Source organism: Nocardioides maradonensis (assembly GCF_054777115.1).
The window spans coordinates 59094-76714 of sequence record NZ_BAAHAZ010000012.1; the positions used below are offsets into that span (position 1 = coordinate 59094).

Sequence of the window (17621 nt, forward strand, 5' to 3'; positions counted from 1 at the left end):
GGACGTGACCAACGAGAGCCGATGGAGAGGTTGGTCCGCATCGCCGCGGTCCTCCGGGCACATCCCCAGCAGGGCGTGCCGGCCGAGAAGCTGATCGCGGTCGCCGGCTTCACCGGGCAGGGCGACCCGGGGAGCCAGCTGACTCGCGAGATCCGCAACCTCAACAAGCAGGGGTGGCAGATCGAGAACATCTCCCCGCCCGGTGCGCCGGCCGTCTGGCGGATGACGGCGATCGACAACCGGCTCCGGCTGCGTCTCACGCCCGAGCAGCAGACGGCGCTGCGTCGGGCGGTGCTGCTCGCCGATCGGGGCGACCTGGCCGAGAAGCTGGGCCTGCCGGAGGGTGCGCAGCCGGTCACCGTGCCCGCGGCCATGGCGACCGACGCCGCGGAGGGCGAGGGCTCCGCGGCGCTGTCGGCGTCGGTGCGGGCCGTTCGCGGCCGCTGCCGGATGCACTTCGGCTACAAGGGCACGTCGCGCGTGGTGCACCCTGAGTCGGTGCGGATCCAGAACGCCCGGTGGTACCTCCGGGGCGTCGAGGACGCCGACCTGGAGTCGGGTCTGGTCAAGACCTTCGTGGTCGCTCGGATGCACGACGTCGAGATCGACCCGCCGGGGAGCGCGCAACCCGTGACCGCGGCCCGCCACGCCGGCCTGCACCCGATGACCTGGGAGATCGACGAGCCGATCGACGTCACGCTGAGCACGACGACCGACTACGAGCCCGACGTACGCCGTTGGCTGGGCAGCCCGTCCTCGTCGCGGGTCGAGCCGGACGGTCGCGTGACGATGACCTACCGCGTGACGAACCGCGCCGCCCTGCATGCCCGGCTCTTCGAGCTCGGCACCCGGGTGCGCCTGGTCGGCCCGGAGAGCGTCCGGGCCGACCTGGTCGAGGAGCTCGCGGGCTTCGCGGGCCTCCGGGAGGGCCGATGAGCGTCCCGAAGTACGTCGCCCGCATCGCGCGCCTCCCCGAGGTGTTCGCCAGGCTCGCCGAGCACCCGGACGGCCTGCCGCTCAACGTGCTCGCCGACGACCTCGGCATCGCGGTGGCCGAGCTGCGCGAGGACCTCGCGGCCTTCTTCGCCGCCGACCTCGACATCATGCTCGGGCTCTACCGCCCCGACGTGCTGGAGTTCCTCGGCCCCGACGGCGACGACGCACTGCCCGAGGACGCCCAGGTCGTGCGGATCGTCCAGCCGGCCGACGAGCTCGGGGTCGAGTACGTCGACGCCGCCGAGCTCGCCCTCGTCTACAGCGCGGCACGCGCGCAGGCCGACATCGATCCGGACGACGAGCACCTGCTCGGTGCGATCGACGTGCTGACCGAGACGCTGTTCGGCGAGGACGTCGCCGTACCTCCTCCGGCGGCGGCACGCTGGAACCGGCCGCTCCAGACCCTGCAGCAGGCCCAGGAGGAGCGCCGCCGGGTGCGCATCGTCTACTCCCGGTCCTGGGAGCACGGTGTGGGTGAGCTCGTCATCGAGCCCCTCCGCCTGGTGCAGACCCGGCGCGGGTGGGAGGTCGACGCGGGGCCGATCCGCGCGAACGGGGCGCTGCGCACCTACCTGTTGTCCAACATCCGCGAGGCGGAGCTGCTCGACGAGCCGTTCACGCCGACGCCCGAGGCACTGGCGCTGCTGGCCACGCAGCGGGAGACCACGAAGGTGCGCCTGTGCCTGCCGCAGTCGGGCCGCTGGGCCGCCGACATGTACGCCGAGCAGGTGACCTTCGTCCACGACGACGAGGAGTCGGTCGTGGTCGACGTGGAGCTGCTGCCGCCGCTGGAGCAGCGGGTCGGCATGCTGATGCTGGCCGCAGGGCCGGACGCCTTCGTCGTCGACCCGCCGGAGCTCGACACCGCGGGAGCCGTCCTGGCAGAGGAGCTGTTCATGCACCACTCGGTGAATCCGTCATGACCACCCGCGACGACGCGATCGCGCTCGACGCGGCCGACCCGCTGGCGTCGTACCGCGACCGCTTCGCGCTGCCCGACGACCTCAACTACCTCGACGGCAACTCGCTCGGCGCGCTTCCGCGCGCGACGTCGGAGTGGCTCGCCCAGGTGGTGCGGCGCGAGTGGGGCGAGCGGCTGATCCGCTCGTGGAACGAGGGCTGGCACGAGCTGCCGGTGCGGGTCGGCGACCTGATCGGCCGCTACGTGCTGGGCGCGGGGCCCGGCCAGGTCGCCCTCGCGGACTCGACCACCGTCAACTTCTACAAGCTGCTCGGGGCCGCGCTCGACGCGCGACCCGGTCGGTCGGTCATCGTGTCCGACCCACTCAACTTCCCCACCGACCGGTATGTCATCGAGGGCGTCGCCCGGGCCCGGGAGCTGACCGTGCGGCCGCTCGCCGCCGATCTGGTCCTCGGTGTGACGCCGGCGGACGTCGAGGCGGCGGTCGGTCCCGACACCGCCGTGGTGACGCTGTCCCAGGTCGACTACCGCTCCGGCGCGCTCGCCGACCTGCACGAGATCACCCGGATCGCCCACGCCGCCGGGGCTCTCGTGCTCTGGGACCTCTGCCACAGCGCGGGCGCCGTGCCGATCGACCTTGACGCGGCGGGCGTCGACCTCGCCGTCGGGTGCACGTACAAGTACCTGAACGGAGGTCCCGGCGCGCCTGCCTTCCTGTACGTCGCCTCTCGCCTCCAGGACGAGCTCACGCCTCCGATCTGGGGCTGGTTCGGGCAGGCCGACCAGTTCGCGATGGGGCCGTCCTTCACGCCGGTCGCGGGGATCCGCCGGTTCCTCAGCGGTACGCCGAGCATCCTCGCCGGCTCCGCGGTCGAGGCCGGCATCGAGCTCTTTGCCGAGGCCGGCATCGACCGGATCCGCGCCAAGAGCGTCGACCTCACCTCGCTCGCCGTCGCCCTGCACGACGAGCACCTGGCCGACCTCGGCTTCACCCTCGTCTCGCCGCGCGACCCCGCCACCCGCGGTGGTCACGTGTCGGTCTCCCACCCGGAGGCCTACCGGATCTGCAAGGCGCTCATCGAGCTCGAGGACACCGTGCCGGACTTCCGCGAGCCGGACGGGCTGCGGCTGGGCTTCTCGCCGCTCACCACGCGTTTCGTGGACGTGTGGGACGGGATCGACTCGATCCGCCGGATCGTCGAGGAGAAGCTCTACGAGCGGGTCAGCTCGTCCCGTTCGGCCGTCACCTAGGCCCTAGCCCGCGGCGTCCAGCGACTTCTCGTCGCTGAGCCGCGCCCGGCGCGCGGCCCGGTCGCCCTCGTGGGCGGCCGAGGGCGCGCTGTTGGCCGAGGACCGCCGGTCGGCCGACCAGGTGCCGCGGATCTTGTTGCGGCGCAGCGCCTCGGCGAAGTGGTCGTGCACGTCGAGCTCCTTCTGGCGCAGCGCGAGCGCGGTCTCGCTGCTGCTCGGCTCGTCGGCGACGGCCTCGGCCAGGGTGGCCTCGCGCGACTCCTGCAGCCGGCGGCCGATGCGGGCGGCGTACGCCTCGTAGAAGGCCAGGCGTGCGGTGATGGTGGCGACCTGCTTGGCCTCGTAGCGGCGCTTCCGGGCGTTCCACACCGTCGCGACGTCGCGGTCGCCGGCCTTCAGGTAGCGCTCGCAGTCGGCGACCATCTGCACCAGCAGTGACTCGTAGAGCGCCTTGGTGACGGCGATGTCGGACGGGAACCCGTACATCGTCACGCCCGTGGAGTCGCTGTTGATCGTGCAGCGCAGGTCGTTTGCGTGGGCGATGTTGAGCAGCAGCCGCACGTAGCGCGCGAGTCCGCGCCGGCCGGGCTCGCCGATCCGGTAGTGCTCCGACCCGGGCTGCTCGCGCTGCTCCTGGCGGGCGGTGTGGGCGCGGGCCACGGCCAGAGCGATCGAGTGCCGGGTCGCGAGGGCCTGGGCCTTGCCGAGGAACGCGTCGCGCTCGTGGTCGTTGCGGGTGCCCTCGGCCTGGCGCAGCAGCTTGGCGATCCGCGCCAGCATCCCGTCGTCGAGGGTGTGGGTGACCTGCTCGAGCCCCTCGGCGGCGTACGCGACCTGGAGGAGGTGGGCGATGACCGGGCTGCCGATGTTCTCCAGCAGCCGCAGGTACGTCGATCGGAAGCCGGCGCCGTGGTCGAGCTCCTCGGCCAGGTGGTGGGCCAGCTCGTGCAGCACCACGAGCCCGCGCAGCGCCCAGCGGCCGCCGACCTCGAAGGTCGGCACCGCGATGGTGGCGGTGTCGGCCAGGTAGACGGCCATCCGGTGACCGGCGCGCGCCCGGACCACCACGGCGGCCTGCTCGCGGCCGGCGTAGTCGGCGCCCCGGTCGCGCAGGTGGGTGAGCACCTGGTCGACGTACCGCTGCACGGCCTGGGGATCGGTGAACCTCGGCTCGACCTCGGGCTCGTGGACCTCGCCGTCGACAGTGACCGTGGGCCGCTCGGGCGTGACCCGGTCCAGCCAGGACGCGAGCTGGTCCTCGGCGGCGTACACCGCGGTCTTGTCGGGGTCCGAGGTCATGGCGCCAGTCTGCCGGGTCGCTCCGACAGCGCGGCCCTCCGCGGGGTGGTGTCGGGGGTGCGTGGTGGGATGGCGACATGGGGCTGAGCTCGGAACAGGCCGATCGTGCGGTCGGGGTGCTGCTGGGATCCGCGTGCGGTGACGCGCTCGGCGCGGGCTACGAGTTCGGGGTCGCGACGCCCGGTCCCGAAGGGCCGCGGATGATCGGTGGTGGGCTCGGCGGCTTCGCGCCGGGGGAGTGGACCGACGACACCTCGATGGCGGTCGTGATCGCCGAGGTCGCCGCGACCGGCGCCGACCTGCGCACACCCGAGGGGCTCGACGCGATCGCCGCCGGCTTCCGCCGGTGGTACGACGGCGGCCCGGCCGACATCGGCATCCAGACCCGGCAGGTGCTGCACGCGGCCGGTCCGGCGCCGTCGGGGGCCGGGCTCGCGGCTGCGGCGACGGCGATCCACGAGAAGTACCGCCAGAGCGGCGGCAACGGCTCCTTGATGCGCACCGCGCCCGTCGCGCTCGCGTACCTCGACGACCCGGTCGGGTTGGTCGACGCGGCGATGGCCGTGAGCGCGCTCACCCACCACGACCCGCAGGCGGGGGAGGCCTGCGTGCTGTGGTGCCTGGCGATCCGGCACGCGGTCCTGGAGGGCGCCCTCGACCTGTGGGCGGGGCTCGACGCCCTGCCCGAGGCCTCGCGCGACTTCTGGGCCCTACGCCTGCTCGGTGCCCAGACCGACCCGCCGAAGACCTTCCGGCCCAACGGGTACGTCGTGACCGCCCTGCAGGCGGCCTGGTCGGCCATCCACCAGACCCCCGGATCGGGGTTCGAGGACTCCCTGACGACCGCGATCCTCATCGGCGACGACACCGACACCGTGGCCGCTATCGCCGGCGCGCTGCTCGGCGCTCGGTGGGGTGCGGGCGCGGTCCCGGTGGAGTGGCGGGACCTGCTGCACGGCTGGCCCGGGCTCCGGGCCGACGACGTGGTGCGGCTGGCACGCGAGACGGTCGATCGCTGATCCTGGTGTCGCATCGAGCTGTTCGGCTCGGGGACCGGCCACGTGCTCGCCGGGCCGCAGCGCGTGCCAGCGGCCACTCCGTAAACGCCCTGAGGCCCGGTCTCTCGACCGGGCCTCAGGATCTGTACGCCATCACGGACTCGAACCGCGAACCCGCTGATAACTAGAGAGGGGGTTCCCGGCACATCCCAGAAGTACCCTCACGGCGAGGGAAACGCCTTCATTTCGAACAGATGAAGCAATGCCGCATTCCCGGTGAATCCCGGCAGTTCCCGGCCCAAAGTGGCGAGTTTGTGGCAAGTTGGGGAGCGTAGGATTAGGGCATGCGAGACCGCCTGGACCCGTACGAACTCGGGAAGATCGACACCTCTCCATGCCTCACGAACCCCGCTCTTGTCACCGCCCGGGCTAGGTACCGGGACAGGAACAACGTACTCCGAAGCATCTCCGCCAGTGCCCCCTCGAAGGCCAAGGCCGAGCGGGAGCTCAAGCGCAAGGTCAAGAAGCTCTCGGAGACCCACCAGGGCGGCACGCCGGCGCTCAACCAGGACACGACCGTCGCGAAGGCAGTCGGCGTCTGGGTGGATCACTGCAAGCGGAAGCGGAAGAACGGGAAGCCCTTGTCGCCCGAGACCATCCGGCAGTACGAGGACTGGTCGGAGCGGTACGTCAAGGGAACCGAGATCGAGCACCTGACCGTGGTGCAGGCCAACGACATCGCTCGCATCAACTCCTGGCTCGCTGGCCTCGCGGACAACCGCGGAGAGGGCGCCGCCAAGAACGCCCGTCGTGTGCTCTCAGGGACGCTGAACCTCGCCGAGGAGCACGGGGCCATCGAGATGAGCAAGGTGACCCGGGTTCGCACTCCGGGCGCCACGGCGGGCTCTGTCGGGGCCGAGCGCATGTGCCGGGACGACGACTGCGACATGGACTGCGGGAAGCGCCACAGCGGCGTAGGGCGGGCGTTCACGGTCGACGAGTGGCTGACTGTCGCGAAGCTGCTGGAGGAGGAGCGGTATGGCGTCGGGGCCCAGGACATCGCCGACCTCGTCCACTTCCTGTTCGGGACCGGGGCTCGCATCGGCGAGGCCCTGAACCGAGTCCGCTGGGAGGACCTCGACATCAACGGCCGTTCGGTCCACGTCCGCGGAACCAAGTCCGTTCGGGCGGATCGAACGCTGGAGATCAGCGATGAGTTGGCGGAGCGACTGGAGGAGCGACGCAAGCGGCTGGGCGGCAACCCGCCGGGGCTCGCCTTCGGGATCACCCGGTTCCCGACCAAGGTCGGCCAGCCGCGGGACCGCACCAACGTCATCCGAGCAGTAACGGCCGTTACCAAGAGGACCGGGATCGACTGGGCCGGCACCCACACCTTCCGCCGGACCGTGGCGACCTGGATGGACGAGCGAGGTGTCGGGCTCGCGGAGATCGCCAACCAGCTGGGCCACGCCAACGTGAACGTCACGGCCGGCTACCTCGGCCGCACGCTTCAGCCCACCCGGGCCGCGAGCATCATGGTCACGCCACCTTCCCGGTAATTCCCGCTACGACCTTGTGCCCGTCCTCATCGTGAGGGCATGAACGAAACCTGGATCAGCCCCCAGCAGCTATCTGAGCGCTGGGGCGTCAGCACGAAGACCCTCGCCAACCAGCGAAGCCTGGGCCTCGGCCTGCCCTTCCATCACATGGGTCGAGCGGTCCGCTACGCACTCTCCGACATCGAGGCCCACGAGCGCGCCTCCCGCGTCGAACCCGTCCAGTGACCACCCCGAGCTCTATAGGAGAGCCGATGAACAACGACCATTCGACAGAGAAGGCACGACTCGTCTGCGAGTGCCGAGGCGGTCCTCATGGCGGCTACACCTGCGACTACTGCCTGGGCATCCGACCGCAGCCCTCGCGCATACGGCCCGGTGAGACCGATGAGTGAACTCGAAGACAACGCCCGTTTGCACATCCACAGCCTTAGCGGCGCCGGCTGGACCTACAACGCAATCGCGGACGCCGCCGGCGTTGCCCGTAGCACGCTGTTCGAGTTCCGCAAGGGCCGTGCGGGCGCCGGCGTGGCGGCACGCGTCCTCGCCGTGCAGCCACAGCACATCGGGAAGGTGCGAGAGGCCAACGACTGGGTGCCGCGCATCGGCACCGTCCGGCGCATCCAGGCGCTCCTTGTCATGGGCTGGACCCACCAGGAGCTCTCGCAGCGTCTGGGCTACAAGTCTGACCGGGCCACCTCCATGCTGCTCGCCAACCATGGGCTCTGGGTGTTCCGGGACACGCACGATCGGGTGGCCCACCTCTACCGGGAGCTGAGTCACCGCAGGGGACCGTCGCATCGTGGGCGCCTGATGGCATTGGCACGCGGCTACGTCGGCCCAGCGGATTGGGATGACATCGACCTCGACGAGACCCCGGAGATCGCAGCATGACCACGATGAATGCCTTCATGGACTCTGCCCCCGTATGGCTGAGGGGCTCCCTGGAGAAGATGTCCCGCTGGCATGGGATCGAGTGGAACCGGGGATCGAGCGTCACGGATGGCTCTGCTACCTCGACGAAGAGTTGGCGGGTGTCGGGGAGTTCAACTTCTGCCTCGACCCATCAGTCGAGCTCCTGGAGAGTCCGCAGTTCGACGCAATCGAGCACATCTACGGCATCGACAGCGTGGGCTATTGCCCATCCACAGACTCCGAGGTGGTCCTCCGGTGGCTGGGGGAAGCATGCTGATCCCGATGCAGGACTACAACGTCGGGGACGTCGTCGAGGTCCTCGGCTGGGTCGGGCGGGTGATAAAGGTGGAGCACTTCATGTCGGAGACTGGCGCAACATTCTTCGAGGTCAGTGCGGAGTACCTGGATAAGTCGGGCGGACTCTTCAGGTTCCGCCACGACGACCCGTTAATCACTGTCCGGGTAATGAAGACGGCCCCCGGACTGGATCCGGGGGCCGTCTTGGCGTACTTGCTGGGAGAGGCGGGCTAACCCCCGCTGGTGAGGAACGCAACAACCGTTGAGGGAGACAGATCGGCCGGCGGAAGGATCTTCAAGTACCTCTCCAGGATGTTCCACTTCTCCCTGGGCTGGCGCGAGTCATCGAGCATCTGGACGCTCCAGGTGCGATCATCGAGCAGACCGTCCAGGCCAAAGTAATCGGTGATCCTCCCGATCCTGTGGTGCCCGAACACCAGCTGGACCATCGGGTCACTCACTAACACGACATCGCCGGGCTGGAACATCGCCATCACTCGCCTCGCGAGAGGAACGAGACAACCGCGTCAACGTCCGTTGGGTCGGGCAGGATGCCCAGGGCCACGCGGGCCTCGTAGCTCGGGAGGACGCCCTCCTTGCCGAGAGAGATCATCAACTCCTCGAACCACTCCGGGCTTCCCGGAAGACTGCCCATCACGCACCGCCCAGGAACTTCACGACGTCAGCCGGTTGGGCCGAGTCCACCGGCTGCCACACCTGGATCATCCCCGTGCCGGGCTCCACGATCATGTGGACGTGGCCCCGCAGCTGCATCGAGACCAGCGTCTTCAGCAGTTCCTCCTGCATCAGCCCCGTGGTGCACTTCAGCAGGACCTCCATCTCATGGAGGTCGAAGCGCCTGCCGCGGTTGATTCCGCCGAGCATGCGGTTCACGCCGCGCTCCATCCTCGCGTTCGCGCTCTCCTCAAGCCGCACGAGTAACTGCTCCAGCACGAACAACGACGAATCCGCCGCCAGGGAGATCAACAATGCACATAGCCTCACCGTGATCCCTGTAGATCTTTGAGAGCGCGCCACGCTCATCACCCCAGATACAACGGACGTTGACAGAATCGCCGACCGCAAGCTCTCGGCGTAGGTGGTCGATCTCGAAAAGCTCGCCATCGTGGCCGGTCACAGGAACTCCCGAGGCGCACGCCCCTTCGGGTTCTTGCCCAGCAGCACACGACGGTCGTTCGGAGTCGTCCCGCCGAAAATCCCATGAAGCTCGTTGTTGTCCAGTGCCCACTGCAGGCACTGGGTGCTGACCGGGCACTCCTTGCAGACCTTCAGCGCCTGCAGGGTCGCTGTGCGGACGTCGCCCTTCTCAGGGAAGAACGCAGCCGGATCTGTAGACCCACAGTTCGCTTGGCCCCACCACGTCGGCATCGCAGCAGCCGGGTAGGAGTAGCCCTCTCCCTGCTGGATGTGCGCCGGGTTGCACCAGTTCCGCAGCCGGGTCATGACGCCAGCCCGAGCATCGCCAGCAGCAGACGGGCGTCCTCAACGTCCGTTGCCACACTGGCCACGTAGCGGGCGGCCTTGTGCCGGTCCTTCTCGCTGACCCGCTTGACCGCGGGGATGGCGTCCGACAGCGCGTTCAGGTCGTTGTTCATGAACTTCTCGGCCATCAGTCCTCCACCGCCTCGATCGCGTCCAGGGGGATCTCGAAGAACGGCTCCTTGTCCAGCACATCGGACACGGCGATGCCGGCGGGGCTGATGCAGCCGTAGGTGTGGCCCGTGTACTCGTGGACCACCGTGCCGGCCGGGATCGACTCCCACAGCCAGGAGCATTCGTCGGGAGTCACGTCCCGAGTCACGCGGTACCTCACGACGCCCCCTTCAGCCGGCGGCGAGCCGTCTCCGACATCCCACCCCAGTAGCCCTCTTCGTCGTTCTCCAGCGCGAACTGCAGGCACTGCTCTCGGACGGGGCAGGCCTTGCAGCAACGCTGGATGTCGACCGTAGGGCGGTGGTCCGCGAAGAAGCGATCTGCCAACGCCCGTTGCAGCCGCGGGGAGATGCCGGTCGTACGACAAGCAGCGTCCCGGGCCCAGTTGATCTCGGGTGCGAACTGCCAACTCATCGGCGGTCACCCCACAGGGACGCGATGAGCTTCCGACACTCAGCCTCGGCCTCGGCGATCATGCGCTTGGCCCGACGCTCTTCGAGACTGGAGAGGATCATGGAGATCCAGAGGCAACCGATGCCGGGCCAGAGCAGCGCCATCGACATCTGAACGAGGCCGGTGAGTACCAGCACGAACCCAACAATCAGTGCGGCTAGTGAGGCCCAGAGTCGGGGCGTCATATAGCCCCTCACGCCAACTCACCCCGCACGACCTCGATCGCGACCTCCAGAGCGGAGTTCCACTCCTTGGCGACATCCTGGTCGTCGATCAGAGTGCGCAGTTCGCCGGCCAGGATGGACCGGACCTCCGCCAGGAGGCCGTCGCAGACCTCTTCGTGGGCCGCGCGGAGCAGGCTCGGGTTAACCACCCTGACCGCCTGCTCGATGGCTTCCTCGACGTTTGGTACGCCTTCGATGTATCGGAACTTCATTGTGTCTGCCTCCTATAGGCGGGACATGGGTGTTACTAGAAGGGCCCGTCGAACTCGGGCTTGTCGACACGGAGCGGGCGGGGCTTGCTGCCCATCTCGGCCTCGTCGTCGTCCTCATCGAGCAGTTCGACGGACGGGTCGTACGGCTCGGATGAATCGAAATCTTCCAGGGCGTTACGCAGCGTGCGGACGGCCTGGCGCTCCAGCAGCAGGCAGTCCTCGCGGTAGTCCTCGTGCTCTAACGACAGCTGGATCTGGTGGGCGATGCCGACCATGCCCTCGACGCGAACGTCCGTTGAGGCCATGTAGCCGATGGTCACGGTGTCGCCGTCGAACGTGATCGTGTGGATGCGGTAGTCCGTCACGGCTTGGACTTCCGTTCCTTGAAGCGGTCGGCGAGGAGGGCCCGGGCTGCCGCGGAGGAACTGGTAGCGGCAGAGTTCGTTCCGGCGGACCCGCCGGTCCCGCCACCGCCACCACCGTGGCCGGACGCGTTGATCGTGAACGAGGTGCCCGGAGAAGCAGCGATCGTGGACGACGAGTACCGCCGGGCCCCCGCAAAGCCCTCGTTGATCTTGTCCAGCACCTCCTGGAGCGTCAACGAGACACGGATGGGCTCGTTGCTCGCCTTCAGATAGATGCGCGTGACGTGACCGCCGCCCGGGAAGGCCTCGCACGTGATCGCGGCGATCAAGTTGGGGTCGACGGAGGTGGTCTCGTCGATGGGAATCAAGATCTTGCCGCCGATCTCCATCACTCGTCACCACCCTGCTCGATCGAGTGGATCACCGAGCCCTGCACGGGCCGGGGGAGCGCACGCATGATGAACTCGTCCGGCTGCTCCTCGTCGAAGGCGTGGGGGACCATCACCATCGGCCGGAGGACCTGGACGCGGACCAGGTTGCCGTCCTTGTCGGCCTGGTGGGAGACGGCGACACAGCGGAACTGCGCCACCAGCTGGACGACGTCGTCGATCCCGATGATCGCGCCCTCCAGGTCATCCATCGGGATCGAGCCCGACATCTTGATCGCAGTCCCGTTGACCGGGTGTCCCTCGTAGTTGGGGATCGCCTGCTGGCCCATCGTGGGCCTCCAATCTGTCGCCCTATGCGACGTAGTGGTGGACCCGGCGCCCTATGCGTCGGGGTGGAACAGGTCAGGTGATTGGCTTGCCGTGGCAGCGATGACAGGTCCGACACTTGAACCACGGAGCGTTGCCGGCCAGCCGGCCGTACCGGGCCCAGTCGCTCTTCATGTCGAGGAGCTCGGTATTCCCGCGGCAGCAGTTCTTCGGGTAGCGCCACTCCATGTACGGGGTGTCGTGGCCCCTCTTGCAGACGTCACAACGCCCGTTGACCTCTGGAGTGGTGCACTCGTCGAGGAAGACCTTCCGGCAGTCCTGATCGCTGCAGATGTGCCAGTGGTAGCCCGGCGTCAGCTTCGAGACGTCCCGCTTGACGACCTTCTGGGTCGGGAGAGACTTCACGACGACCTTGCGCCTCATGGCATCTCCCAGTGGCCGCAGGTGTCATCGAAGTCAGTACCCTCGGCCCACTTCAGGCAGAACGAGACGCCCCTGAGGGAGAGTGCGAAGTGGGCACAGGACGCGCAGGTAGCCCGGCTCATGTCGGCCACGGCCTCGTCGGTCTCGTCCTGGGTCATGGACTCCAGGCGCTTGCGGCGGAACGGAACAACGTCACCCATCGCGCTCCGCCTTCGCCTTCTCGAACTCGGCCAGGACGCCAGGAGCGCCCGACGGCGATGTGCTGTAAAGCCGGGAGGCCCAGTCCTGCATCCCGAGGGCCACGGCCTCCTTGGTCGCCATCAGGAGCGCCTGGACCATGTCCTCGCCGCGCTTCGGCTTCTGCGCCCGGCGGGCCGGTGCGATGAGCTTCAGCAGGTCGAAGGGCTGGCGGATCACCATGCGCTGGTCCGCGGCGTATTGGGCGGCCATGAACAGTTCTTCAACGGACGTTCGCCGACGCTTGCAGATGCTGTTGATCTTCCCGGCCTCAAGCGAGCGGTACTTGAAGAAGGGGACGTCGCTGGTCTCGTCCCACGTGCCGATGCCGAACCGCTCCTGCAGGTAGTCGAAGAGCTCGGTGGCCGACTTCGGGGTCACGGGCATCGCTCACACTCCTCCAGGAGCACGACGGCCTTCTTGACCCCCATGCGCTGCAGCAGCCCGTCGAGACGGTGGCATGCGCACACGCAGTCCCATGCTGGGGTCAGGCCATAGGGATGGAAGTGGCCACGGCACTGGCGACAGTTGCCTGCCTCGCAGAACCCAGACGCACGGTTGGTCATATCACTCATACCGCTCGCCCCCAATCCGTTCTTCCGTCGTAGTCACCGATGAACTCCGGGCGCTCGCCGCACGCCCCACAGGGGTGGGCGTCGAGGACCTTGACCAGGACCCACTCGTGGCACAAGCAGCGGGCGATGTAGTACGCCTCGTCCGGGAGGTGCGTGAGGCTCATGACTCGCTCCGGAAGCGGTCGTCGAACTGCCCAGCCTCGCCCTGCTCCGCCAGCCAGGTCAGCATGAACAGCACGTGGCAGCCCGCGTGAGCCAGGTGCGGGAGACCGGACTCCAGGTCGTAGGTCTCGCCGTCCCAGTGCGCCGTCATATGGCGCATCGCCGCGGCGTAGGACTTCCCCCACTCGTAGCCCCGTCGCCAGTTGTGCGAGTCGTACTTCTCGGCGCCGAACGCGAAGACCTCGGCGATGGCGTCTAGCGCCGCTTTGGGCAGCAGGTCGTACCGCTGGGGCTTCACACCCTTCTGGCCACCGGTCGAACTGGTGGTGCGGATCTCGGTCATGCGATCACCTCGGAGAAGTGCAGAAGGTCGAGCACGCGCTGTGCTCCTGGGATGTGCTGGTTCCACGGCCGCGTCAGGAGATGGGCGTCAACCCCGGCATCTCGGAGCGCCGCGTAGTTCTCGGGCTTGTCATCGACCATCGCGTCCACACCGGCGACCGTCTTGTCGGCGGTGAAGGTGATGGAGTCGAACGAGAGGTCGTGCCGCGCGAGCCAGTCGATGGTGGCTGCCGCAGCAGCGCCGGGACGTCCGAACGAGCGGTCCGTGACGATGTGGATGGTGTGGCCGGCGACCCTGATCCTGGAGAAGGCCTCGTGCACACCCGGAAACGGATCCCCGTGGGTGAAGATGACGCCGGCGTTCACCCCGTCGTGGCAGAGCTGCTTGAACTCGTCGAGGGAGAATCCCCAGTCCTCGTAGAACTCCCAGCGCAGTACGTCGGCGTAGACGCAACCGTCAGGCAGTCCGCCCGACATCTCCAGGTAGGTCCGCAGCGACGCCGAGAAGTCGTAGCAGACGCCGTCCAGGTCGATTCCGATCCTCATGCGACCTCCTCGAACGCCCGTTGAGCGACTGCGGCGTCCAGCTGCTTGCGGTAGTCCTCGTAGTGGAGGCCCTGCGAGACGAGGCTGACCTCAGAGCGCACCCTGGCCGTGCCGGTGGCATCGAAGGTGCGGTCGACAATCGCCAGTGACATCGGACTGAAGGCCAGGTTGAAGGTCTTCCCCATGCCGCCGTGGCGGGACTTCAGCAGCTGCGCATTGAGGTTGCCGTCCTGGGGGAGGATTGACCCGTCGGCCTGCTCGACCTGGTCCGGCCGGTACAGGCTCAGGACGAAGTCGGCCGTCTCCTCGATCGTGCCGGCGTCACGGGCCTCGTCCAGGCTCAACGGCTTGCCACGCTCGGCCTTGCGGTTGACCTGAGAGGGCACGATGACGGACGTCTCGATGTCCTTGGCGCTCGCCTTGACCTCCATGATCGCGTCGCCGACCCGGTCGTACATCGAGCCGCCCTGGAATCCCCGGGCGTAGTACTGCAGGTAGTCGATGATGATCAGGTCCGGCTTGGCGCCGATCTCCTCGTTGTACTCCCGAGCGAGTTCCTGCAGGTCGCCGCGGCCGATCCGGTTCCGCTCGGTGACCATGAGCCGCTCGTAGTCGAACAGCATCTGGTCCCGGTCGGCCGACGGATTGTGGAAGCGGTGGATGCGGCGCAGGTGTTCGAAGACCTCGGCGCCCGTCATCTCCAGGGAGATGAACAGGACGTGCTTCCCCCGCAGGTTGTGGGCGATGTTGCTGAGGAAGCAGGTTTTGCCAGTCCCTGTTTGCGCGAGCGGGATCATGACCTGGCCCGGCTTCAGGCCGGGCCGAAGGATGGCGTCCACGCTGGGCCAGCCGAGCTTGAGACCAGGGGCCTCGGACTGACGGCGAGTCCACTTCATCGCCAGGTCGCGAGCATTGAACATCTGCTTGCCGGCGAGGTCGGCTTCGATGAGGAGTTCCTGCAGGTCTCGCCAGGTCTTGCCCGAGTTCAGCCAGTCGGTCCAGTCCATCCCGTCGGTGGGGATGGTGACGACCCGGGCCCGAGCGCCGATCTCGTCGCGGAGCTTGATCGCAGCCTTGCGACCAGTGTCGTCGGCGTCCATGCCAATGAAGACCTTGCGGGCCCCCGACAGCATCTCAATCAGGCCGTCGGGCCACGCGTGAGCACCAGGCAGCGCCACCACGGCGAGCCCGTCGAGCGAACGGTCGTTGGATTCTTCCAGAGCGCTGACGAGCCGCAGGCAGTCGAACTCGCCCTCGCAGATCAGAACCTCGTCGGCACCGAACAGAGCGTCGGCGTTGAAGAGGCGGGCGTCATCGCCGGCCGCGGTCAGGTACTTGCCGTCCTGGGTGCGGCACCGGAGCTGCACGACCGAGCCGTGCGAGGTGTACGGGATCAGGATGCTGGCGTTGGCCCACTCGCGTCCGGAAGTGGTCACGAGACCGGAGGCCACCAGTGCCTGGAAGTTGGTGAGCTCAGTCCGAATGGGTAGCGAGTCCGACAACCCGAAGTCGCGGGGCACGTAGCCGATGCGGTGCTTGACAATCAGTTCCGGGGAGATGCCTCGCTTCTGCGTCAGGTACTCGATCTGACGGTCGTTGACCATGAGCATCTCTGAGGCCATCTGCGTGGCCTGCTCCAGAATCTTCCGGCGCAGCATCGGGTCGGCAGCGCCCATGCTCGGGGCGGTGTCCTCGTCCCCGAAGTGCTCGCGCAGCTGACGGCCGTTCCCGTGTGCCCCGCAGATTTTACAGTCCCAAAGTTCGCTGGCCACGTTTAGGTACATGCGGCCCTTGCGCTTCTGCTCGCCGCAGAAGAGACAGTTAACCGTGATCTCCTGCCCGGCGGCCTGCCACGTCTGAACACCCTTTTCCTGCAGGTACTCACGAATCGTGGCGGTCATCGCAGGACCTCCGGTGCGTACTGCCGGAGCCACTCCATGGCCCAGGCCGTTCGGTCCTCAACGCGCTGACCCGGAGGCTGCGAGCGCGACCAGAGCTCCAAGTTCTCGGGCCGATTGTCGTCGCGGATGCCGTTCTTGTGATGGACGTTCTCGCCATCCCTAAGCGCACGTCCCAGGACCTCTGACATCACTAGGGTGTGCTCGAAGACATAACCGCTATGGTCAGCATTCCCGTGATCGGGCCGCCGCAACTTGATGTACCCAGCCGACGTAGCGAACTTCGCGTTGCGCTTGGCCTCAGCCTCGGCGGCCATGATCTCGGGAAGCAGTTCAGTTAGGTGCATCCGGCAAAACTGACGAGTCGCGCTAACGTTGTGCGCTCGATATCGACAGCCGCTAACGCCGCAAGGCGGCATCTTCCATTCGCGGTGCTCGCGACAACGCTGCTGTGAGCCCCGATCCATTGCACGCGCCCCACAGCCCTCCACGACGCACTGTGCTGCGAGTACCCGTTCCCGCTGGACATCCGCCGGAACTCGACGAGACTCGCCATTGCAAGCCTGCGAGCAATACTTCTGTTTCGCAGAGTGCGGGCAGAAGCCTGATCCGCAGTTCCTGCAGAGACGCTCGCCCCAGCGGCCATAGCCGTGATGCCTACGACAGTATCCATAGGCGACAGCAAGGGACTCGCAGCCATCCAGCCGGCACTGCTTCCGAGCATTCTTCCGAGGCACTTAGCTTGTCCTCCTTCCTATAAGAACGGACGTTGAGATGTGGTGCGCAGCGGGGCTCTCGAATCCCCGATCCAGCCAGCCGGCTCTTCCCCGACCAACCCGCCTCCTATAGGCGTGTGGTCGACCTGCTGACTTGCTCTACCGCTTGAGCTACTGCGCTGCACCCGCCTGGTGAGCTTGAGGCTCATGGCGGGGCCCGTGAGGCGAGTTCGACGACTACCGGTGCGACCCGTCTCCGTGCGAACTGCACCCGGGCCTCACGGGAGGTTCATGCCGCCAGCGACTTCGGGGCCTCATCGCCCTTCAGCGTCACCTTGAACATCTGCTGGGCCGCGGAGTGGAAGATCACGACACCCTCGGGGTCCATGAATCCGGGGGCCGCCACGGAGCCGGACTTCTCCAGCCCCATGAGTACATAGCCAATGGCCATGTCATCCCACGGGCCCTGGTAGAGCACCGGAACGGTTCCCACTTGCGGAAGGGCCGAGAAGTCCGTGTCGCCGTACCTCGCCGTGTTGAACAGCGAGAACCGCTTCTCGGTCAGCCCGTACTTGCGCTGGATCCCTTGGCCCCACCACTCGCCGAAGTGCCTGCCCGGACCAAGCAGCTCGACGAGTGCTCCCGAGTGATCCTCGACCCAGCGGGCGAACCCGTAGTTGTCGGCGTCGGAAGTGATGATCCGAGTGCGGGACTGAGCCGCGACCACTCCGCTCTCGGTGATGATCACTGCTGCGTTGGTGCCGTCCAGTTTCTCGGTCACCGTGATGTCACGGTTCAGCCGGGCGATCTTGGGCCACGGCGCGAATGCGATCTCGTCGTCCAT

30 protein-coding genes and 1 tRNA gene are annotated in these 17621 nt (G+C 67.6%); 9 read left to right on the top strand and 22 right to left on the bottom strand.

Going from position 1 to position 17621, the window contains the following annotated elements; genetic code table 11:
* Positions 1-21: 21 nt before the first annotated feature.
* Genes ACYVAQ_RS15175 through kynU form a run of 3 tightly spaced genes read left to right on the top strand, consistent with a single transcriptional unit; the run spans position 22 to position 3169 of the window.
* Positions 22-936, top strand: coding sequence for a WYL domain-containing protein (locus ACYVAQ_RS15175; protein WP_460791084.1), 915 nt, complete (start codon positions 22-24; stop codon positions 934-936).
* Complete coding sequence (locus ACYVAQ_RS15180; protein ID WP_460791087.1) at positions 933-1919, top strand: helix-turn-helix transcriptional regulator; 987 nt, start codon at positions 933-935, stop codon at positions 1917-1919. Before ACYVAQ_RS15175 ends, ACYVAQ_RS15180 begins: the two co-directional genes overlap by 4 nt.
* Positions 1916-3169, top strand: coding sequence for a kynureninase (kynU, locus tag ACYVAQ_RS15185; RefSeq protein ID WP_460791089.1), 1254 nt, complete (start codon positions 1916-1918; stop codon positions 3167-3169). Before ACYVAQ_RS15180 ends, kynU begins: the two co-directional genes overlap by 4 nt.
* A gap of 3 nt (positions 3170-3172) precedes the next feature.
* Here kynU and ACYVAQ_RS15190 read toward each other — a convergent pair whose 3' ends face one another.
* Complete coding sequence (locus tag ACYVAQ_RS15190; protein WP_460791093.1) at positions 3173-4468, bottom strand: TIGR04338 family metallohydrolase; 1296 nt, start codon at positions 4466-4468, stop codon at positions 3173-3175.
* A gap of 77 nt (positions 4469-4545) precedes the next feature.
* On the opposite strand from ACYVAQ_RS15190, the gene ACYVAQ_RS15195 reads away from it, so the two are divergent.
* The 6 genes from ACYVAQ_RS15195 (at position 4546) to ACYVAQ_RS15220 (ending at position 8468) form a co-directional block, all read left to right on the top strand.
* Complete coding sequence (locus tag ACYVAQ_RS15195) at positions 4546-5487, top strand: ADP-ribosylglycohydrolase family protein (protein WP_460791096.1); 942 nt, start codon at positions 4546-4548, stop codon at positions 5485-5487.
* 323 nt (positions 5488-5810) lie between these two features.
* Positions 5811-7025 carry a tyrosine-type recombinase/integrase gene (locus tag ACYVAQ_RS15200; protein WP_460791098.1) on the top strand — a complete coding sequence of 405 codons (1215 nt, stop codon included), beginning with the start codon at positions 5811-5813 and terminating at the stop codon, positions 7023-7025.
* Positions 7026-7064: 39 nt separating this feature from the next.
* Positions 7065-7250, top strand: coding sequence for a hypothetical protein (locus tag ACYVAQ_RS15205; RefSeq protein WP_460791102.1), 186 nt, complete (start codon positions 7065-7067; stop codon positions 7248-7250).
* Between the two features lie 159 nt (positions 7251-7409).
* Positions 7410-7916, top strand: coding sequence for a hypothetical protein (locus ACYVAQ_RS15210; RefSeq protein WP_460791104.1), 507 nt, complete (start codon positions 7410-7412; stop codon positions 7914-7916).
* A 34-nt stretch (positions 7917-7950) separates the two neighbouring features.
* On the top strand, positions 7951-8214 hold the full coding sequence (locus ACYVAQ_RS15215; RefSeq protein WP_460791106.1) for a hypothetical protein: 264 nt from the start codon (positions 7951-7953) through the stop codon (positions 8212-8214).
* Positions 8215-8219: 5 nt separating this feature from the next.
* Positions 8220-8468, top strand: coding sequence for a hypothetical protein (locus ACYVAQ_RS15220; protein WP_460791109.1), 249 nt, complete (start codon positions 8220-8222; stop codon positions 8466-8468).
* On the opposite strand, the gene ACYVAQ_RS15225 is transcribed toward ACYVAQ_RS15220, so the two are convergent.
* From ACYVAQ_RS15225 to ACYVAQ_RS15325, 21 genes are all read right to left on the bottom strand, one after another.
* Entirely contained in the window at positions 8465-8728 is a 264-nt protein-coding gene (locus tag ACYVAQ_RS15225; protein WP_460791111.1) for a hypothetical protein, read from the bottom strand. The genes ACYVAQ_RS15220 and ACYVAQ_RS15225 overlap by 4 nt on opposite strands.
* Positions 8729-8888: 160 nt before the next feature.
* On the bottom strand, positions 8889-9224 hold the full coding sequence (locus tag ACYVAQ_RS15230; protein ID WP_460791114.1) for a hypothetical protein: 336 nt from the start codon (positions 9222-9224) through the stop codon (positions 8889-8891).
* Positions 9225-9368: 144 nt separating this feature from the next.
* Positions 9369-9698, bottom strand: coding sequence for a WhiB family transcriptional regulator (locus ACYVAQ_RS15235; protein ID WP_460791117.1), 330 nt, complete (start codon positions 9696-9698; stop codon positions 9369-9371).
* Positions 9695-9865: a hypothetical protein gene (locus ACYVAQ_RS15240; RefSeq protein WP_460791120.1), complete on the bottom strand. Its 171-nt coding sequence runs from the start codon at positions 9863-9865 to the stop codon at positions 9695-9697. Before ACYVAQ_RS15240 ends, ACYVAQ_RS15235 begins: the two co-directional genes overlap by 4 nt.
* Positions 9865-10044 (bottom strand): hypothetical protein, encoded by a 180-nt coding sequence (locus tag ACYVAQ_RS15245; protein WP_460791122.1) that lies wholly within the window; start codon positions 10042-10044, stop codon positions 9865-9867. The genes ACYVAQ_RS15240 and ACYVAQ_RS15245 overlap by 1 nt, the downstream gene beginning before the upstream one ends.
* 20 nt (positions 10045-10064) lie before the next feature.
* The gene (locus tag ACYVAQ_RS15250; RefSeq protein ID WP_460791124.1) at positions 10065-10322 is read right to left on the bottom strand and encodes a WhiB family transcriptional regulator; all 258 of its coding nucleotides are present in this window, start codon (positions 10320-10322) and stop codon (positions 10065-10067) included.
* Complete coding sequence (locus ACYVAQ_RS15255) at positions 10319-10498, bottom strand: hypothetical protein (protein ID WP_460791126.1); 180 nt, start codon at positions 10496-10498, stop codon at positions 10319-10321. Before ACYVAQ_RS15255 ends, ACYVAQ_RS15250 begins: the two co-directional genes overlap by 4 nt.
* 56 nt (positions 10499-10554) lie before the next feature.
* Complete coding sequence (locus tag ACYVAQ_RS15260; protein ID WP_460791128.1) at positions 10555-10797, bottom strand: hypothetical protein; 243 nt, start codon at positions 10795-10797, stop codon at positions 10555-10557.
* A 35-nt stretch (positions 10798-10832) separates the two neighbouring features.
* Positions 10833-11162 (bottom strand): hypothetical protein, encoded by a 330-nt coding sequence (locus tag ACYVAQ_RS15265; RefSeq protein WP_460791130.1) that lies wholly within the window; start codon positions 11160-11162, stop codon positions 10833-10835.
* Positions 11159-11554, bottom strand: a complete 396-nt coding sequence (locus tag ACYVAQ_RS15270; RefSeq protein ID WP_460791133.1) for a hypothetical protein — start codon at positions 11552-11554, stop codon at positions 11159-11161. Before ACYVAQ_RS15270 ends, ACYVAQ_RS15265 begins: the two co-directional genes overlap by 4 nt.
* Complete coding sequence (locus ACYVAQ_RS15275) at positions 11551-11880, bottom strand: hypothetical protein (protein WP_460791134.1); 330 nt, start codon at positions 11878-11880, stop codon at positions 11551-11553. The genes ACYVAQ_RS15270 and ACYVAQ_RS15275 overlap by 4 nt, the downstream gene beginning before the upstream one ends.
* 73 nt (positions 11881-11953) lie before the next feature.
* On the bottom strand, positions 11954-12301 hold the full coding sequence (locus ACYVAQ_RS15280; RefSeq protein WP_460791137.1) for a hypothetical protein: 348 nt from the start codon (positions 12299-12301) through the stop codon (positions 11954-11956).
* Positions 12298-12501 (bottom strand): hypothetical protein, encoded by a 204-nt coding sequence (locus ACYVAQ_RS15285; RefSeq protein ID WP_460791141.1) that lies wholly within the window; start codon positions 12499-12501, stop codon positions 12298-12300. Before ACYVAQ_RS15285 ends, ACYVAQ_RS15280 begins: the two co-directional genes overlap by 4 nt.
* Positions 12494-12925, bottom strand: coding sequence for a hypothetical protein (locus ACYVAQ_RS15290; RefSeq protein WP_460791145.1), 432 nt, complete (start codon positions 12923-12925; stop codon positions 12494-12496). The genes ACYVAQ_RS15285 and ACYVAQ_RS15290 overlap by 8 nt, the downstream gene beginning before the upstream one ends.
* Positions 12926-13109: 184 nt before the next feature.
* Positions 13110-13277, bottom strand: coding sequence for a hypothetical protein (locus tag ACYVAQ_RS15295; protein WP_460791149.1), 168 nt, complete (start codon positions 13275-13277; stop codon positions 13110-13112).
* Entirely contained in the window at positions 13274-13618 is a 345-nt protein-coding gene (locus tag ACYVAQ_RS15300) for a dATP/dGTP diphosphohydrolase domain-containing protein (protein ID WP_460791153.1), read from the bottom strand. Before ACYVAQ_RS15300 ends, ACYVAQ_RS15295 begins: the two co-directional genes overlap by 4 nt.
* Entirely contained in the window at positions 13615-14163 is a 549-nt protein-coding gene (locus tag ACYVAQ_RS15305; RefSeq protein WP_460791156.1) for a 5' nucleotidase, NT5C type, read from the bottom strand. The genes ACYVAQ_RS15300 and ACYVAQ_RS15305 overlap by 4 nt, the downstream gene beginning before the upstream one ends.
* Positions 14160-16064: a DnaB-like helicase C-terminal domain-containing protein gene (locus ACYVAQ_RS15310; protein ID WP_460791157.1), complete on the bottom strand. Its 1905-nt coding sequence runs from the start codon at positions 16062-16064 to the stop codon at positions 14160-14162. Before ACYVAQ_RS15310 ends, ACYVAQ_RS15305 begins: the two co-directional genes overlap by 4 nt.
* Entirely contained in the window at positions 16061-16528 is a 468-nt protein-coding gene (locus tag ACYVAQ_RS15315) for an HNH endonuclease (RefSeq protein ID WP_460791158.1), read from the bottom strand. Before ACYVAQ_RS15315 ends, ACYVAQ_RS15310 begins: the two co-directional genes overlap by 4 nt.
* Positions 16529-16838: 310 nt before the next feature.
* Positions 16839-16957, bottom strand: a tRNA-OTHER gene (locus ACYVAQ_RS15320).
* A 109-nt stretch (positions 16958-17066) separates the two neighbouring features.
* Positions 17067-17621, bottom strand: coding sequence for an RNA ligase family protein (locus ACYVAQ_RS15325; protein ID WP_460791159.1), 555 nt, complete (start codon positions 17619-17621; stop codon positions 17067-17069).

Bases quoted from the DNA above. Each gene is read 5' to 3' on its own strand.
- ACYVAQ_RS15175 (WP_460791084.1), top strand. From the start codon at position 22: ATGGAGAGGTTGGTCCGCATCGCCGCGGTCCTCCGGGCACATCCCCAG.
- ACYVAQ_RS15180 (WP_460791087.1), top strand. From the start codon at position 933: ATGAGCGTCCCGAAGTACGTCGCCCGCATCGCGCGCCTCCCCGAGGTG.
- kynU (WP_460791089.1), top strand. From the start codon at position 1,916: ATGACCACCCGCGACGACGCGATCGCGCTCGACGCGGCCGACCCGCTG.
- ACYVAQ_RS15190 (WP_460791093.1), bottom strand. From the start codon at position 4,468: ATGACCTCGGACCCCGACAAGACCGCGGTGTACGCCGCCGAGGACCAG.
- ACYVAQ_RS15195 (WP_460791096.1), top strand. From the start codon at position 4,546: ATGGGGCTGAGCTCGGAACAGGCCGATCGTGCGGTCGGGGTGCTGCTG.
- ACYVAQ_RS15200 (WP_460791098.1), top strand. From the start codon at position 5,811: ATGCGAGACCGCCTGGACCCGTACGAACTCGGGAAGATCGACACCTCT.
- ACYVAQ_RS15205 (WP_460791102.1), top strand. From the start codon at position 7,065: ATGAACGAAACCTGGATCAGCCCCCAGCAGCTATCTGAGCGCTGGGGC.
- ACYVAQ_RS15210 (WP_460791104.1), top strand. From the start codon at position 7,410: ATGAGTGAACTCGAAGACAACGCCCGTTTGCACATCCACAGCCTTAGC.
- ACYVAQ_RS15215 (WP_460791106.1), top strand. From the start codon at position 7,951: ATGGCTGAGGGGCTCCCTGGAGAAGATGTCCCGCTGGCATGGGATCGA.
- ACYVAQ_RS15220 (WP_460791109.1), top strand. From the start codon at position 8,220: ATGCAGGACTACAACGTCGGGGACGTCGTCGAGGTCCTCGGCTGGGTC.
- ACYVAQ_RS15225 (WP_460791111.1), bottom strand. From the start codon at position 8,728: ATGGCGATGTTCCAGCCCGGCGATGTCGTGTTAGTGAGTGACCCGATG.
- ACYVAQ_RS15235 (WP_460791117.1), bottom strand. From the start codon at position 9,698: ATGACCCGGCTGCGGAACTGGTGCAACCCGGCGCACATCCAGCAGGGA.
- ACYVAQ_RS15240 (WP_460791120.1), bottom strand. From the start codon at position 9,865: ATGGCCGAGAAGTTCATGAACAACGACCTGAACGCGCTGTCGGACGCC.
- ACYVAQ_RS15250 (WP_460791124.1), bottom strand. From the start codon at position 10,322: ATGAGTTGGCAGTTCGCACCCGAGATCAACTGGGCCCGGGACGCTGCT.
- ACYVAQ_RS15260 (WP_460791128.1), bottom strand. From the start codon at position 10,797: ATGAAGTTCCGATACATCGAAGGCGTACCAAACGTCGAGGAAGCCATC.
- ACYVAQ_RS15275 (WP_460791134.1), bottom strand. From the start codon at position 11,880: ATGGGCCAGCAGGCGATCCCCAACTACGAGGGACACCCGGTCAACGGG.
- ACYVAQ_RS15280 (WP_460791137.1), bottom strand. From the start codon at position 12,301: ATGAGGCGCAAGGTCGTCGTGAAGTCTCTCCCGACCCAGAAGGTCGTC.
- ACYVAQ_RS15285 (WP_460791141.1), bottom strand. From the start codon at position 12,501: ATGGGTGACGTTGTTCCGTTCCGCCGCAAGCGCCTGGAGTCCATGACC.
- ACYVAQ_RS15290 (WP_460791145.1), bottom strand. From the start codon at position 12,925: ATGCCCGTGACCCCGAAGTCGGCCACCGAGCTCTTCGACTACCTGCAG.
- ACYVAQ_RS15295 (WP_460791149.1), bottom strand. From the start codon at position 13,277: ATGAGCCTCACGCACCTCCCGGACGAGGCGTACTACATCGCCCGCTGC.
- ACYVAQ_RS15300 (WP_460791153.1), bottom strand. From the start codon at position 13,618: ATGACCGAGATCCGCACCACCAGTTCGACCGGTGGCCAGAAGGGTGTG.
- ACYVAQ_RS15305 (WP_460791156.1), bottom strand. From the start codon at position 14,163: ATGAGGATCGGAATCGACCTGGACGGCGTCTGCTACGACTTCTCGGCG.
- ACYVAQ_RS15310 (WP_460791157.1), bottom strand. From the start codon at position 16,064: ATGACCGCCACGATTCGTGAGTACCTGCAGGAAAAGGGTGTTCAGACG.
- ACYVAQ_RS15315 (WP_460791158.1), bottom strand. From the start codon at position 16,528: ATGGATCGGGGCTCACAGCAGCGTTGTCGCGAGCACCGCGAATGGAAG.
- ACYVAQ_RS15325 (WP_460791159.1), bottom strand. From the start codon at position 17,621: ATGGACGACGAGATCGCATTCGCGCCGTGGCCCAAGATCGCCCGGCTG.